Below are 15964 nucleotides of genomic sequence, written 5' to 3'. Positions count from 1 at the left end.
TGATTTTAGCGATACGTCCAGCGTTCATTATCAGCAGAAAAATCAACATCACTTTTCGCGACACTCATAATGCGGCTGTTGCAGAGGAAGTCATAATTAAAGCGTGTAAATTCATTTACCTCTCCGCCAGGAATAGGTAATAAACGTACACCGAGCGGTTTCGTTAACCGCACCGCGAGTGCAGCCGTATCAAGAATAATCGCGGCTATATCTTCAGGCAGAGTCGAACCTGGCACCGGAAGCATATCTAATCCACAACCACAAACAGTTGACCATGCATTAAGCGTATCAATGCTTAATGCACGACGATTATTGGTACTCGCCAGGGCATCATCTTCCAGTACTGAGAACATGACGCCATTGAAACCCGTTGCGCGAGCACCACTGATTGCGACTGCGCTTTTAATCGCATTCGTCAGAATACTGGTTATAAAGAGTGATCCCTGAACGCCACCAGGACGCGCACCAAGATTTTCAACTAACCTGCCGACAGAAATACTGCCATCCGGAAAAGGCGCCAGTGAGGCATCCAGACCGGCATAGTCAAGCCCTGAATCAGACGCCAGCTCATGACCGAATGCATCAATTTCGCGTAAGCGTGCGCAGAGTCGAAGAATAAACTGGTCAGCAAAGTCCGCCAGCAGCATGTTGCCTTCCCGCACCTGCTCACTCAATTCCAAAGCAATATCGGTAGTTTCGAGGGCAAAACTAAACTTCAGTGTCTCACCTTCATGCCGGGAAAAGGGAAAAAACGGGGCATTTGGTGGACAGCGCAATGAGGCACCCAGGCGAAAATTATCAAAGCCATTATTACTGCGATGTGCTACCTGTAACATGAAACGGGCAACGTCATGGCTGGCTCGAATATTTATACCCTGCTCATCGGCAACCATCAGATTCAGAAACATACGCGGTTGCCTGAAGAGTAAAGCAAACGCGGCATCTAACCGTCCGCGGTAATTATCGCCATGCGTTAAGTCCAGCGGTAAGCAAAACCAACGAATATCAAGTCTTTCAGCCAACGCATTGATTGAATTTATTCGTGCTGGCAGGGTATAAATCTCATCTTCATCACGATCATTCAATGGTGGCAGGGTTAAACGTAATGTTCGCAGTGGCCAACGACGAGACTGGAGTTTATCAATCACTAACGTGCGAAAGTGATGTAAACGTGACTCAGAATGCCCGTCGGAAATAGCGGAGTAAGGCAAGCCCAGCGTAATAGCTCGTATCATTAACCGTGATCCTCCTGCATCAGACGCCAGTAATCTGCCAGCGTATTAATTTCATTAAATGCATGCTCCCCCAGGTCGTGAGCGTAGAGTGCTGTCGTTTTCTGACACGGTAACGTTTGGGCGGCATACAAATTACCATAACGCAGGCATTGCTTATGCCACTGACTCAGGAGTGCCATGTCACTGACTTTAAACAGACCCATAGCCTCAGGGTGCTCTGCGGCGCGTATCGGTCCCAGATACGTCTCCTCCACGATGCCCTGGCGATTAACGTCACAATGAATGGAGGTCAGCATGCGATTATGCCGCTGGTGAGTCAAAACGAGATTTCCCTCAGCGTGATCCATTTCATGGATAAGTTGAGGAGAAAAAAACATATCTCCCGAGACAACGTACGTGGGGCTATTAATCTGATTCAGGGCCAACCCCAGACTCATTGCATTATTAGTCGTTGCCCAGTTGTCATTGATAACGTAATTGAGATCAGGGTAGGACTCCATAATCTGTAACGCACCAAAGCCAATCACTACGGTGATTTTTTTCCCATGAAAGGCATCAATAGCATAGTCTAGAATCGTTTTCCGCGTTTTGGGATGGCGAATTAAAACTTTATTTTTACCATCCAGTTGCAGGCTTCTGCCGGCGGCCAGAATGATGGCATTTTCAACCATGATAGCCTAACTCCTGCAGCGAAAATTGACATACCGGCATGGGTACAACGAAATCATGCTTTACCGTTTTATAAGGGTAGATGTCATTGATTAATGCACGCCTCGCCACTTCCTGCCAGTCAAATTGATGATTTTCGCGCAACGATCTTAATGGCACCGAGGCGTAATCAAATCGTACGACCGGTACTCTTTTTAGTCCCAGACTGAGCGCGACTTCCATACGGTGCTGGCCGTCCAGTACCAGATTATGGTGTAGATCAAGCGCCAGAGGTTTTACCCATACGCCTTCCTGAATAATTTTATTACGCAACCATTCAACGCGACGTGAACTGAATTTTTCAATATGACGCAATTTTTGTGGTTCAAAAAACTCTACATTCATTTTAGTGCCTCAAAATTTTCTAATAATAAATGATAATCCGCAACCGCCTGCCAGTAATCGACTTCTTCGTTGAAAGATCTTGCAAACAAATCCGTAATATCTACAGCACGGCAGGGTAAGCAAGAGCGGTGTACAATCCAGGGTGCCATGTAATATTGCTGAGTGCTTGTCTGTAAAAACGTCTGCCGCAGGCGTCGATCGTTTTCCACCTGTTCCGGAGAGACACTTAGCAAGCCGACCATTTTCATCCAGCCATCAAATGCGGAGTCGTAATCGGGCACATAGGCAATTTTCTTTATAGCAGGTTCAGCTTTACTGGCTTCGACAATACCGCCAGTAAGGCAAGAGTTGTAATAACCATGGGTGAGCCAAAAACTGTCACTGCCCATTTCAGCTTGCGTTAACCGCGGCCATACACGTGGATCCAGCAGAACATCCGTTTCGATAATTGTATAGCCATATTCAGGATGATTAAGCGCGCTGACACCTTTTTCAACGGATAATATGTTGACATCATTTTTATAATTATCATTGTGCGCTAACTTAATATTAGCATCAGCATAATTATCTTTAATCCAGCGTTCTACAACTGATGACTGATGACCGGTAACCAGTACAATTTCACGCTCGCCGCATTTTAACAGCTCAGTCAGCAACGTATCCAGCACGGTGATTTCACCGACCGGCAGCAAGCATTTAGGATAATTTAGGGTCAGATGCCCCATTCTCGTTCCCTGACCAGCAACCAGTAATATTGCGGCGCGTTTAGAAGACATTGTGATGAACTCCAGCGGGCATAAGGGTTTTTTCAATGATTTTTACAATCTCACTGCCTGCGCCCTGCTCTGGCATATGAAGTTCATCACGTAAAACCTGCAGTCGCTTATCACGCATGGGATCCTTGCCTGAAACAAGATTATCAACGAAAGTTTTAATATCTGCGGATTCATTCGCAACGTCATAAGCGTCATAAATAAATTCAGCGCTACTGTTAATACCGAGGCAATTTTCATGAGTCAGGAAAAGGATTGGCTTACGCGAAGGTAAATACTCCAGCAAAAACGATCCTGCATCTGCCATCAGCGCATCTGATTGTGAAAAGGCGTAGCGATAATCTGCAGAAAAATCCCACTCCACATGTGATTTGAGATGAGAGTATTCGCGCAGCATTTGCCAGTTCTGAGCAGTTTCGCTGTGTGTTCCGCGCTCTTTACGAATATCCAGAAATTGTTTAAAAAGCGGATGTGGCCGAATAATCAAATTGACGTCATCACGTTTGATGATATCAAGCATTGCCTGTGTATATAAATTAAACGTAGACCACATCTTTTCATCATCAGGCATGACGAAATGCGGCGCCCATAATAGCGTTGGCTTGCCTTTATTAACTTTGCCATCCGTCTGGACGCCAAAGCGTGATGGATAGTTATCTAGCTTTGGATGTCCGCTAACATAGACGTGATGATTGCCATTTCCGCAATATTTAGCAAACTCATCTTTATGCCGCTGAGAGCGAACGAATACCCACCTGGCAACATTTTGACAGGGAAGATTGTACTGATAAACACGGTTTCTCTCGCCATCACCCATATCTAACCCATAAGGAATATAGGCGATAGAAATATTGCGTCGATTAAGCGTCAAACTTTGCAGTTCATTGGGACGTGCATCATCATAAGGATTTTGTAAAAAAACCACATGGGGCTTACGCGCCGTAATCTCATACTCGTGATACTCGGTATACCGGATACCCTTATCATTTAATAAATCACGCTGTGCAGTGTAATCCGGTGCTTTTGCGCCCCGACTGAAATAGGGCGCAAGGATAATCTGACAATCAAAATGCGGTTTGGCCTGCATAGCGCGATATACCGACTCAAAGTTAGTCCAGCCGGGGGCCCACTGGAAAAAGATATCCACTTTTATCTTTTCTTCGCCAGGTTGATAGGCTTGCCAGACTATTTCTTCTAATTTTTTAGCGAAATGAGCTCGATAATCAACAGGTTGGTTTTCAATATCACTTTTATCAGCGGCCTGATAACCCGCATTGGGAAAGATACCCAACCAGCGGTCACGTTTTATCAAACTATTCCAGCGTACATCTAAAGCCCAGCACTGAGGAACGCCACCCGCCAGCAACCCCTGCAAGCTTTCTGCATAATTATCAATGAGAGTGGAGTAGTAATCACCGTTCACAATGTAAGCGCAAGCGCACCATGCATATTGCGGCTTAACAATATAATCCACACTTTTTAACGGCACGACGTTATCATAGTTGGCAGCGAGCAGCGCGACATGCCAGTTGATCTGCTGTAAAGAGGAGAGAAATAGATCAATTCGCTGTTTGGTCTGAATATCATCATGGAAAACCATATCGTCTTCCAGAATCAATACATTTTTCCAGCCGTTTTGCTGAGCCATTTGCAGCACGAGAATATGTGATTTAATACAGCCGATATAGCCTGGCGCTTCTTCAATAGCCTCAAAACGGACAATCTTTTCACGTGGTACGCCAATTGCTTTTAATTGACGAGCAATGCGCACCCTGCGATCCTTGCGTTTGTTCAGGTTGATGTATACAACCTTATCTATCGTCTGCCAGTTGACTGTCATCATCTCTACACCCATCGCACTAAGAAAGCTCTCATTTTCAGGACGGCGCAATAAAGACGATTCTTAAGGAAAATAAAAAAATTTTTTAGGTTTACTGGCAAGGTGCACAGTTGTCGCATCACGTTCGAATGCACGAAAGCGCTGAGTAAGGTTGCCAGCGGAAAGGCAGCGGTCAGCGCGAAAATAGCCGTGCGGCTTGAGACGGGGCCGGGTATGGCAGGCATAGGGTGCGATCTGTTTTTGCTGGCGCAATAACCTGATCATAAAACCCTATGCCTTTCTTTTTTTGTGGGGATTCCTCAGCCCTACGGGCCACTGCTCTTCGCGAGCATTTTGCGGTAATTGTTCAGCCATTTGCCGCTGGTTAAACGCCACCAGAAACAGATACCGCGCACCGTCCAGTCGAGGAACATGCCGAGCCAGACGCCAATCACCCCCATGCCCAGCACAATGCCGAGCAGATAACCGGCCACCACGCGCGCACCCCACATACTGAACATCGATACATACATGGTGTACCGCGCGTCGCGCGCGCCCTTCAGCCCGGCCGGCAGCACCCAGGAGGCGGTCCAGATAGGCATAAAGGCAGCATTCAGCCAGATCAGGTGTTTGGTTACCTCAATCACCTGCGGATCGCGGGTGTAGAATCGCGCCAGCGTGCCCGCCAGCGGCACGGTGATAAACGCCAGCGTGCACAGCCCAATCATCGCCAGCCAGAATACGTGCTTGATCTGCCGCTCCGCCTGCATCACCTGATTTTTCCCTAAGCGTCTGCCGGTGATAATGGTCGACGCCGAACCGAGCGCGTTGCCCGGCAGGTTGATCAGCGTGGCGATGGAGAAGGCAATAAAATTACCGGCGATCTCATTGGTGCCCATGCCGGCGACAAAAATCTGCGTCAGCAGTTTGCCGCCGTTAAACAGCACTGATTCGATACTGGCCGGTACGCCAATCCCCAGCACTTCCATCAGGATGTTGCGATCCCAGCGGCGGAAATAGCTGGCCAGCGTGATTTTCAGCGCCGGGCTGATGCCGCGATACAGCACGTAAATGGCCGCCGCCGCGCCGATATAGCGTGAAATGGTTAATCCCAGCCCGGCACCGACAAATCCCATCCCTTCCCAGCCGAGCGCACCGTAGATCAGCACGCTACTGATGATGATATTCAGGATATTCATGCCGCCGTTAATCAGCATCGGAATTTTAGTGTTGCCGGCACCGCGCAACGCGCCGCTGCCTATCAGCGCAATCGCCGCCGCCGGATAGCTCCACGCGGAGGTTTGCAGATAGCTGAGCGCCAGTTCTTTGACCTGCGGCTCGGCGTTGCCGGCAATCACGTCAACAATCAGATGCCCCCAGAACTCGATGGCGATGACCAGCACAAACGCCAGCACCGTCATCAATCCCAGCGACTGCCGCGTCGCCGCACGCGCACGCTTGCCGTTGCGTTTGGCCAGGCTGAACGCCACCACCACCGTGGTACCGAGATCGATGGCGGCAAAAAAGGAGATGATCACCATGTTAAAGCTGTCAGCCAGCCCAACGCCCGCCATCGCCTCTTTGCCCAGCCAGCTCACCAGAAAAGTACTGAGAACCCCCATCAGCATTACGCACAGGTTCTCAATAAAGATGGGCACCGCCAGTGGGGTGATTTCACGCCACAACAGCGTGCGATAAGCACGGCGTTTGGGATACCACGCCGTGTTTCTGATCGCCCGCATTACTGCTACGCCAGGATTTTGCAAGGGAGTACCAAATCACTTTGGTTAAGAAGTAGAGTAATAATGATGATAGGCTGCTAACGATTATGCAAAGTGTTTCCCGTCACCATTTAATCATTATTACAAACTTTTTGCTGACTCCCCGCCCGCGCCGACGCTGCCGCCCAGATAGGCGCTGCGCACCTCTTCGTTGTGCAACAGTTCGCTACCGCTGCCGCTCAGACGAATTTCGCCATTGACCATCACATAACCGCGATCCGCCAGTTGCAGTGCGTGGCGCGCGTTCTGCTCCACCAGAAACAGCGTCATGCCCTGCTGCGTCAGCTCGCGCAGGATGCTGAAAATTTGCTTTACCACCAGCGGGGCCAGCCCGAGGCTGGGTTCATCCAGCAGCAGCAGACGCGGCCGGCTCATCAGCGCGCGGGCGATCGCCAGCATTTGCTGCTCGCCGCCGGAGAGCGTCATTGCCCGCTGTTTCCGCCGCTCCAGCAGGCGTGGAAACAGTGTGTACATGCGTTCTTTATCCTGCTTCATGTAGCGCTCGCCGATGGCGATGGTGCCCATCAGCAGGTTCTCTTCCACCGTCATATCCGGAAAGATGCGCCGTCCTTCCGGCGCCTGAGCAATGCCGCTGGCGGCGATAAAATGGGTCGACCGCTGGCTGATGGCTTCTCCGCGCAGGCGAATTTCACCGCTGGCAATGCGCGGCTGACCAAAAATCGACATCAGCAGCGTGGATTTTCCCGCACCGTTGGCCCCAATTAGCGCAACGGTTTCCCCTTCCGCCACGGTCAGCGACACCTGCTTCAGCGCCTGCACCGGGCCGTAAAACACATCCACCTGTTCAAACGCCAGCATTGCTTCAGCCATGCTCGCTCTCCTCTTCCGCGCCGAGATAAGCGGCGATCACCTTCGCATCGTGTCGAATCTGCTGCGGCGTGCCCTGGGCGATCACGTCACCGTGATCCAGCACGACGATGTGATCGGAAATGCGCATCACCATCGGCATATCGTGTTCAATCAACAGCACGCTGATGCGATGATCGGCGCGCAGCTGATGCAGAATCTGGCTCAGCGCCTCGGTTTCGACCGGATTAAGCCCCGCTGCGGGCTCATCCAGGCAGATCAGCTCCGGCCGGGTGCACATGGCGCGCGCAATCTCCAGCCGGCGCTGCTGGCCGTAAGAGAGCGTACCGGCCAGCCGGTTGGCACTGCTGACCAGATCAACGCGCTCCAGCCAGTAAAAAGCGCGATCGAGCGCGCGACTCTCCGCTGCCCGATAGCCACGGGTATTGAGAATGCCGGCCAGCAACTGTCGGTTGACCTGCATATGCTGCGCCACCAGCAGGTTCTCCACCACCGACATCTCGCGAAACAGGCGGATGTTCTGAAAGGTGCGCGCCAGACCGGCGCGGTTCACCAGATGTGCGCCGCCAAACATCTTGTACCAGATGCGCGAGCCCAGCCGCGCCGGCCGCAGCCAGTCACCCGGCTGAATCTTCTGGCCCAGCACCTGAATCACATCGGTGCTGCGCTGATGGGCATTGAGCACAATGCGACCGCCGCTGGCGCGATAAAATCCCGTCAGACAGTTAAATACCGTGGTTTTGCCCGCGCCGTTGGGGCCAATCAGCGCGGTGACCGAGCCGCGCTCCACGCGCAGGCTGACATCATTCAGCGCTTTGATGCCGCCAAAGCGCATCATCAGGTTATCAACCTGCAGGATGGCATCACTCATGGCGTACTCCTTTTCTCAGCGGCACACCGACGCGTGCGGTGCGCACCAGGCCGCGCGGACGCCAGATCATCATCAGCACCATTAACATGCCAAACAGCAGCACGCGGTACTCGGCAAAACTGCGCAGCAGCTCGGGCGCCACCGTCAGCACAAACGCGGCCAGCACTACGCCGAGCGTCGAGCCCATCCCGCCCAGCACCACGATGGCCAGAATCAGCGCGGACTCAAAAAAGGTAAACGAGGTGGGATTAACGAACCCCTGATAACTGGCGAAAAATACCCCGGCAATACCGGCGGTTGAGGCGCCGAGCATAAACGCCGACAGCTTCACCAGCACGTGATTCAGCCCCATGGCGCGACAGGCGATTTCATCTTCACGCAACGCTTCCCACGCCCGGCCAATCGGCATGCGCGTCAGCCGGTGCTTGATAAACAGCACCAGCAGCACCACCATTACCAGCACCACGTAGATAAAGATGAACTTCATGTTGGGGTTGTAATCGAGATGCAGAAACTGGTGGTACGGTATGCCGCCCTCTTTTGCCCGGCGGGCGAATTCAAGGCCGAGAAAGGTCGGTGACGGCACCGAGACGCCGTTCGGCCCCCCGGTGAACGACAGCCAGTTGTTCAGCACCAGCCGGATAATTTCACCGAAGCCGAGCGTGACGATAGCCAGATAGTCACCGTGCATGCGCAGCACCGGAAAGCCAAGCAGCGCACCGGCCAATGCCGCCAGCAGCGCAGCGATGGGGATCATGCTCCAGAAACCCAGCCCGAGATACTGATAGCCCAGCGCCAGCCCGTAAGCACCAATGGCGTAAAATGCCACATAGCCCAGATCGAGCAGCCCGGCGAGGCCGACCACGATATTGAGCCCAAGTCCCAGCAGCACGTAGATCAGTCCGAGAATCGCCACCGTCAGCAGATACTTGCTGGAGAGAAACGGAAACGCCAGGGCCACAACCAGCAGCAGCGGTATTATCCAGCGCAGGCGCGAGCGGTAACCGGGTTCACGCACGTATACGCCGTCATCGTTACCCTCAAACTTGCGCAGAAAACGGCGCCCCAAGGCGGTATGCAGAAACAGCCCCAGCAGCAAACGTCCTGCCATCACCACCGCCACCAGCAGCGCCACGCGCAGCGGCGACAGCGTAAAACTGTAGCCGCTGAGCACCACGCCCACTACCGGGCCGAACACCACCAGCGCGACGGCACCGGCCAGCAGCGTGTCGAGCAGCACCTGACGGATGCCGCTTGTTTGCATCATTGCCTTCATTCTGGCTTCCTCACACTTTGGCGACCAGCGGCCGGCCCAGCAGTCCCTGCGGACGGAAGATTAAAATCACCACCAGCAGCGAAAACGAGAACACATCTTTGTAATCGGAGTTCACCAGCCCGGCGAACTGCGCCTCGGCCACGCCCAGCAGCAAACCGCCCAGCATCGCGCCGGGCAGCGAACCGATGCCCCCCAGCACCGCCGCGGTGAAGGCTTTGATGCCGATAATGAAGCCGGCGTAGAAATCAAACGTGCCGTAGTTCATGGTAACCAGCACCCCGGCCAGCCCGGCCATCGCCGCGCCGATGACAAACACCAGCGAAATCACCCGATCGGTATTGATACCGAGAATCGACGCCATGCGCCGATCCTGCTGGACCGCACGGCAGATACGGCCCAGTTTGGTGTACTGGATAATCCAGGTCAGCAGCGCCATCCCGCACAGCGCCGCCACCAGGATAAACACTTTGGTCCAGGTGATTTGCACCACGCCGCCGTCGATCTCCATACGCAGCACACCGCTGAGCAGAGTAGGAATGCCCTGCTGATTCGGTCCCTGACTGAGCTGCACATAGTTCTGCAGAATCAGCGACATACCAATGGCAGAGATCAGCGGTGCCAGCCGGGTGGAATTGCGCAGCGGGCGATAGGCAATGCGCTCAATGGCCCAGCCGTAAGCGGCGGTAACCACGATGGTGAACAACAGCGTGCCAAAGATCAGCAGCGGAAAGGAGTGAATGCCGAAGTAGCTGAGCAGCGCCAGCCCGATCGCACACAGATAAGCAGAGATCATGTACACCTCGCCGTGGGCGAAGTTGATCATGCCGATAATGCCGTAAACCATGGTGTAGCCAATGGCGATCAGCCCGTAGACCGCGCCCAGCGTCAGGCCGTTAATCAGCTGCTGTATAAAGAAGGCGTCCATATTGTCTCTCGCAGGTGGAAGGCGTGCACAGGACACGCTCAGATGCGAACGGCCCCGCTGCGCGCGGGGCCGCAGAGCGAATTACAGCTGGTGATATTTGCCTTTGTCATCCCACTGATAGACCACGTAATCCGAGACTTTCAGGTCGCCTTTTTCGTCCCACGCCTTCTTGCCCATCACGGTGTCAACGCTGTTGGCCTTCAGCCAGTCGCTGGCTTTGGCATTGTCTTTACCTGCCGCTTTGTAGGCGGCGGCCAGAGCCTGAATGGAGGCGTAGGCGTACAGCGTATACCCCTCCGGCTCAAAACCGCTGGCGCGGAATTTTTCAATCACCGCTTTGCCATCCGCGATGGTGCGCGGGTCATTGCCGAAGGTCATGTACACGCCTTTAGTGAACTGCGGACCGCCGGCGGCAGTCACCAGTTCTTCCGTCACGATGCAGTCGCCGGAGAAGAAAGCCGCATTGACGCCCTGCTCACGCATCTGCCGCACCAGCGGACCCGCCTCCGGATGGCAGCCACCGAAATAGACCACATCCGGTTTCACCGCGCCGATTTTGGTGACCAGCGCGTTGAAGTCTTTTTCACCGCGCGACAGCCCCTCATACAGCACCTCTTTGACGCCGCGTTTCTCCAGCGCCGCTTTGGTGGCATCCGCCAGCCCCTGACCGTAAGTATCTTTATCGTGGATCACCGCCACTTTCTTCGCTTTCAGCGTATCGAGAATATAGTTCGCGGCGATAGTTCCCTGCTGGTCATCACGCCCGCACATGCGGAACAGGGTTTTCATGCCGCGCTCGGTGATTTGTGGATTGGTTGAACCGGGCGTAATCGCCAGTACGCCCGCCTCGTCGTACACCTCTGAGGCTGGCATGGTCGAAGATGAGCAGAAATGGCCAACTACCGCCATCACTTTGTCCTGATCCACCAGCCGGTTGGCAACGGCCACCGCCTGCTTGGGTTCGCAGGCGTCATCGCCCTGCACCAGCACAATTTTTTCACCGTTTATGCCACCCGCCGCGTTAATGTCCGCCGCGGCCTGGCTGGCGCCCTTCCAGTATTGCGTACCGTACGTAGCATTCGGTCCGGTAAACGGACCGGCCACGCCAATCTTTATATCAGCCTGCGCGTAGAACGCCATGCTTAAACAACCTGCCATCACCACCTTCAATGGGTGTTTTATGAATTTCAAAGACATGCTTTCAATCCTCAACGGGTCAGGAACGGAGCCATACCACGGCCTGGGAGAAATCAATCTGAAACACTTCGAGAGCAGTGTGGTCTGTGCGACCACGGTTGAAATTTAAGCAAAAAGCTCGCCAGAGAAGACAATCGGTGACAATTTTTTTGCAGCGGCATCGCAGCCGGGCGGAAAACGTGCGATGTGGCCTCCCTGCACCTGATAAACATAGCCAGCCTTTTGCCGCCTACCAGCACCGTGATGGTGCAGAATGCGGTCGATCACAGATTCTTCATCGTGATGAAAGGTTTATCCGCTATGCTCTGGTCAAATCGGTCCAAATTGCTGAAGGAGAATCTATGAATACGCAACGGAACGGATTGACCACCGAACAGGCGCTGGATCAACTGGAGCGTCTGTATGACGACGCGGTTGAAGCGCTGCGCAACGCCATTCGCACGTTCACTGCCAGCGGCACACTGCCGGACGCCGGGCTGCGCCAGCAGGGGCTGTTTGTCTATCCGGAGCTGCGCATCACCTGGCAGGGTGAAGGCCCGCAGCAAAATCGCACCCGCGCCTGGGGACGTTTTACCCACACCGGCCGCTACAGCACCACCATCACGCGCCCGGCGTTGCTGCGTCACTATCTCAGCGAACAGCTGCAGATGATCGAAAAAGAGTACGACGTGCTGATTGAGGTGGGCCCGTCACAGCAGGAAATCCCTTATCCCTATGTGATTGATGGCTCCGACCTGTCGCTGGACCGCTCCATGAGCGCCAGTATTGCGCGCCATTTCCCGACGACCGAGCTGTCGCAGATTGGCGATGAAACCGCTGATGGCCTGTTCAACGCCGACGCGCTGTTCCCGCTGTCGCATTTCGACGCGCTGCGCACCGATTTCTCCCTGGCGCGCCTGCGTCACTACACCGGCACTGCGGTAGAACACTTCCAGCCGTTTGTGCTGTTCACCAACTACACGCGCTACGTCGATGAGTTCGTGCGCTGGGCGATTGAGCAGGTGCAGGATCCCAGCACGCCGTACGACAGTCTCGCCTGCGCCGGCGATGTGGTGATCACGGCGGAAACGCAGGACCCAACGGCGATGATGTCGGATCTGGCGTGGAAGAAGCATCAGATGCCCGCCTGGCATTTAACCTCGCCCAATCGTCGCGGCATCACGCTGGTGAATATTGGCGTCGGTCCGTCGAACGCCAAAACCATCTGCGACCACCTCGCGGTGGTGCGCCCACATGCGTGGCTGATGATTGGTCACTGCGGTGGCCTGCGTGAAAGCCAGAGCATCGGCGATTACGTGCTGGCGCACGCCTATCTGCGTGACGACCACGTGCTGGACAGCGTATTACCACCGGATATCCCGATCCCGAGCATCGCGGAGGTGCAGCGTGCCCTGTACGACGCCACCAAAGCGGTCAGCGGTATGCCCGGCGAAGAGGTGAAGCAGCGCCTGCGTACCGGTACGGTCGTCACCACAGACGACCGCAACTGGGAGCTGCGCTACTCCGCATCTGCGTTACGCTTCAACCTGAGCCGCGCGGTGGCGGTGGATATGGAGAGCGCCACCATTGCCGCACAGGGCTATCGTTTCCGCGTACCGTACGGCACCCTGCTGTGCGTCTCGGATAAACCGCTGCACGGTGAGATCAAGCTGCCCGGCCAGGCCAACCGTTTCTATGAGGGCGCGATCTCGGAACATCTGCAGATTGGCATCTGCGCGGTTGAGCTGCTGCGCGCCGAGGGTGACAAACTGCACTCCAGGAAACTACGTACCTTCAACGAACCGCCCTTCCGCTAAATCCGCTGTTCCGGCCCATGGACGGGCCGGATTTCTGCTGGCAACCTTAAATTTTCAGCACCGCCACTTTTACCAACCATGCCAGTACGGCGAGGATAGCCGGCAACATGAGGGTCCAGATCAGTCTGTCATTTAACCGTTCGAACTTTTTATCGATGCGCTTCTCCACCTGACCGATCTCATTCATCAGTTGATTGCATATCAGTCCCTGTTCGGTACGCACGCGTTCCACGTCCGCTCTGGTGGCAAGGTTTTCAAAACGCGCGGTCAGGACCGCGACATCCTGCTGTAATAGCTGGGTGGTATTCGCCAGCTGTTCCACGTGTTGGGTTAATCGTACCATTAGCGGTGCTCCCTGATTTCTTAACGCCAGAAGGCGAGGCGGCAACCGATGCGGCAGCGTGCAAACGGGATAATCCATTATCTTGTCCTTCTTCAGCAACCTTGTGTCATCGCCTCACTCCAACGCTATTTAAGCAGAGCGGCAGCGATTAAACATTCCACGATCCCGCCACTGCAGGCAAAAAATTTGCGCATGGCAGAATTTACGGAAAGACAGTAAACAACAGGCCTGAAAGAGAAAAGTGGCGACGGGCAGGAATTGCGAGACATCACGCAAACAATGATTGCGCGAATGTAACAACTTACACGGAAGCCCGGGCGGGCTTCCGTTACACAGCATCAGGCACTCAGCCAGCCGAGTTTAATCACAAACAGAATCGACAGAATCACCAGCGCCGCATTGACCTCTTTGGTGCGGCCACTCAGCAGTTTCACCACCGTCCAGGTAATAAAACCAAAGGCGATACCGTTGGCGATCGAGTAAGTCAGCGGCATGGTCAGCGCGGTCACGGTGACCGGTGCCGCCGTGGTGACATCTTTCCAGTCAATTTCTGCCAGACCGGAAGCCATCAGCACCGCAACGAACAGCAGCGCTGGCGCCGTGGCGTAGACCGGCACGCTACCCGCCAGTGGCGAGAAGAACAGGCTGAGCAGGAACAGAATGGCGACCACAATCGCCGTCAGACCGGTACGGCCGCCGGCGCTGACGCCCGCAGCGGACTCCACATAGCTGGTGGTGGTTGAGGTACCCAGCAGTGAACCGAACAGCGCAGCGGCACTATCGGCGATCAGCGCACGGCCCATTTTCGGCACGTTGCCCTGCTCATCGGCCAGACCGGCGCGTTTCGTCACGCCCAGCAGCGTGCCGGTGTTATCAAACACGTCGACAAACAGGAACGCAAAGATCACGCTCACCAGGCCAACGTTGAACGCGCCGGCGATATCCAGCTGCATAAAGGTCGGCGCAATCGAAGGCGGCGCAGAGAACACGCCCGCGAACGGCGTCAGGCCAATGCCCATCGAGATAAAGGTAACAACCAGAATGCCGATCAGTACGGCTCCGGTCACGCGACGCGCTTCCAGCACCACAATGATAAAGAAGCCAAGCAGCGCCAGCAGCGGACCCGGTTTGGTGAGGTCGCCCAGACCGACCAGCGTAGCCGGGTTATCCACTACGATGCCCGCTCCTTCCAGCGCAATCAGTGCGAGGAACAGACCAATGCCTGCCGCAATCCCGGCACGCAGCGGCAGCGGAATGCTGGCGATAATCCATTCGCGAATTTTAAAAATCGACAGTGCAAAGAAGATCACCGCCGAGAGGAACACCGCACCCAGCGCGATCTGCCAGGTGTAGCCCATATGCAGCACCACGGTGTAGGTGAAGAAGGCGTTCAGGCCCATGCCCGGTGCCAGCGCGATCGGATAGTTGGCGATCAGGCCCATCAGAATCGAACCGATGGCTGCAGCCAGACAAGTGGCGACAAACACCGAGCCTTTATCCATACCGGTCGCCCCGAGGATGCTGGGGTTCACAAACAGGATGTAGGCCATTGCCAGAAAGGTCGTAATACCGGCAATGATTTCGGTGCGCACCGTGGTGTGGTGTGCTTTTAACTTAAAAAGTTTTTCTAACATCATCATCTCTCATCAGCGGAGACGGCCCGCAGGCCTGCTCTCTCTTGCCAAGGCGTTTTCCCGCTATTCCGCGCGTGGTGGCTAAGCTGACGCGGAAAAAGTGAGGAAAATTATTTTTTTATGCCGGCGTTTTGCCACCGCTGGCAGCAGAACGTCGTGTGCTATCCCCTGTCCACATAGCAATTGCTATGCCACTCCCTGACGCAATCGTTTCCGTTTTAGCGTGCCGTTGCGGCTAAGAAAATTCTGAACCAGAACGAGGCGCGATTATGGTGCATTGCACCACCTGCGCGCAAACGTTTTCCCGCCGTGCGCAGCCGGGGGTGAAATATTGCGGTAACGCACGCTTTCACACTCTGCCAGGCGATGGCGCTCACGTTTCTGCTGCGCGTTTCAGCAGCTTAAAAACGCCGGGTTACACTGCGTTTAACCC

The 15964-nt window shown here is 54.5% G+C and carries 15 protein-coding genes; 1 reads left to right on the top strand and 14 read right to left on the bottom strand.

All coding sequences use genetic code 11. The features are described from left to right. Window positions 1-5: 5 nt before the first annotated feature. The 12 genes from K7H94_RS07505 to K7H94_RS07450 form a co-directional block, all read right to left on the bottom strand. Complete coding sequence (locus tag K7H94_RS07505) at window positions 6-1235, bottom strand: DUF711 family protein (RefSeq protein WP_072209931.1); 1230 nt, start codon at window positions 1233-1235, stop codon at window positions 6-8. Beyond that, window positions 1235-1906 (bottom strand): NTP transferase domain-containing protein, encoded by a 672-nt coding sequence (locus K7H94_RS07500; protein ID WP_058757368.1) that lies wholly within the window; start codon window positions 1904-1906, stop codon window positions 1235-1237. The genes K7H94_RS07505 and K7H94_RS07500 overlap by 1 nt, the downstream gene beginning before the upstream one ends. Next, window positions 1899-2288 carry a ParB N-terminal domain-containing protein gene (locus tag K7H94_RS07495; RefSeq protein ID WP_058757367.1) on the bottom strand — a complete coding sequence of 130 codons (390 nt, stop codon included), beginning with the start codon at window positions 2286-2288 and terminating at the stop codon, window positions 1899-1901. The genes K7H94_RS07500 and K7H94_RS07495 overlap by 8 nt, the downstream gene beginning before the upstream one ends. Next, on the bottom strand, window positions 2285-3064 hold the full coding sequence (locus K7H94_RS07490) for an NTP transferase domain-containing protein (protein ID WP_072209930.1): 780 nt from the start codon (window positions 3062-3064) through the stop codon (window positions 2285-2287). The genes K7H94_RS07495 and K7H94_RS07490 overlap by 4 nt, the downstream gene beginning before the upstream one ends. Further along, a complete protein-coding gene (locus K7H94_RS07485) occupies window positions 3054-4904 on the bottom strand; it encodes a glycosyltransferase family 25 protein (protein WP_222951894.1) in 1851 nt (616 codons plus the stop codon). Before K7H94_RS07485 ends, K7H94_RS07490 begins: the two co-directional genes overlap by 11 nt. Window positions 4905-5206: 302 nt before the next feature. Further along, window positions 5207-6622: an EmmdR/YeeO family multidrug/toxin efflux MATE transporter gene (locus tag K7H94_RS07480; RefSeq protein WP_222951893.1), complete on the bottom strand. Its 1416-nt coding sequence runs from the start codon at window positions 6620-6622 to the stop codon at window positions 5207-5209. Between the two features lie 120 nt (window positions 6623-6742). After that, a complete protein-coding gene (locus K7H94_RS07475) occupies window positions 6743-7492 on the bottom strand; it encodes an ABC transporter ATP-binding protein (protein ID WP_058771132.1) in 750 nt (249 codons plus the stop codon). Continuing rightward, window positions 7485-8360: an ABC transporter ATP-binding protein gene (locus tag K7H94_RS07470; protein ID WP_021509824.1), complete on the bottom strand. Its 876-nt coding sequence runs from the start codon at window positions 8358-8360 to the stop codon at window positions 7485-7487. Before K7H94_RS07470 ends, K7H94_RS07475 begins: the two co-directional genes overlap by 8 nt. Beyond that, window positions 8353-9627 carry a high-affinity branched-chain amino acid ABC transporter permease LivM gene (gene livM / locus K7H94_RS07465; RefSeq protein ID WP_411829751.1) on the bottom strand — a complete coding sequence of 425 codons (1275 nt, stop codon included), beginning with the start codon at window positions 9625-9627 and terminating at the stop codon, window positions 8353-8355. Before livM ends, K7H94_RS07470 begins: the two co-directional genes overlap by 8 nt. Before the next feature lie 19 nt (window positions 9628-9646). Beyond that, window positions 9647-10561 carry an ABC transporter permease subunit gene (locus K7H94_RS07460; RefSeq protein WP_021509822.1) on the bottom strand — a complete coding sequence of 305 codons (915 nt, stop codon included), beginning with the start codon at window positions 10559-10561 and terminating at the stop codon, window positions 9647-9649. 81 nt (window positions 10562-10642) lie between these two features. Next, window positions 10643-11701, bottom strand: a complete 1059-nt coding sequence (locus K7H94_RS07455) for a branched-chain amino acid ABC transporter substrate-binding protein (protein ID WP_021509821.1) — start codon at window positions 11699-11701, stop codon at window positions 10643-10645. A gap of 162 nt (window positions 11702-11863) precedes the next feature. Next, window positions 11864-12025, bottom strand: a complete 162-nt coding sequence (locus K7H94_RS07450; protein ID WP_155519940.1) for a hypothetical protein — start codon at window positions 12023-12025, stop codon at window positions 11864-11866. 74 nt (window positions 12026-12099) lie between these two features. On the opposite strand from K7H94_RS07450, the gene K7H94_RS07445 reads away from it, so the two are divergent. Next, on the top strand, window positions 12100-13554 hold the full coding sequence (locus K7H94_RS07445) for an AMP nucleosidase (RefSeq protein ID WP_021509819.1): 1455 nt from the start codon (window positions 12100-12102) through the stop codon (window positions 13552-13554). Window positions 13555-13600: 46 nt separating this feature from the next. On the opposite strand, the gene K7H94_RS07440 is transcribed toward K7H94_RS07445, so the two are convergent. Together K7H94_RS07440 and K7H94_RS07435 are read right to left on the bottom strand one after the other, a co-directional pair. Further along, on the bottom strand, window positions 13601-13975 hold the full coding sequence (locus tag K7H94_RS07440; RefSeq protein ID WP_227746459.1) for a hypothetical protein: 375 nt from the start codon (window positions 13973-13975) through the stop codon (window positions 13601-13603). Between the two features lie 260 nt (window positions 13976-14235). Further along, on the bottom strand, window positions 14236-15534 hold the full coding sequence (locus K7H94_RS07435) for an NCS2 family permease (RefSeq protein ID WP_021509817.1): 1299 nt from the start codon (window positions 15532-15534) through the stop codon (window positions 14236-14238). Window positions 15535-15964 lie beyond the last annotated feature (430 nt).

The organism is Pantoea dispersa, assembly GCF_019890955.1.
Taxonomy (GTDB): domain Bacteria; phylum Pseudomonadota; class Gammaproteobacteria; order Enterobacterales; family Enterobacteriaceae; genus Pantoea; species Pantoea dispersa.
Note: the sequence above shows the minus strand (reverse complement) of the source record. Positions and strands in the feature narration are given on the sequence as shown.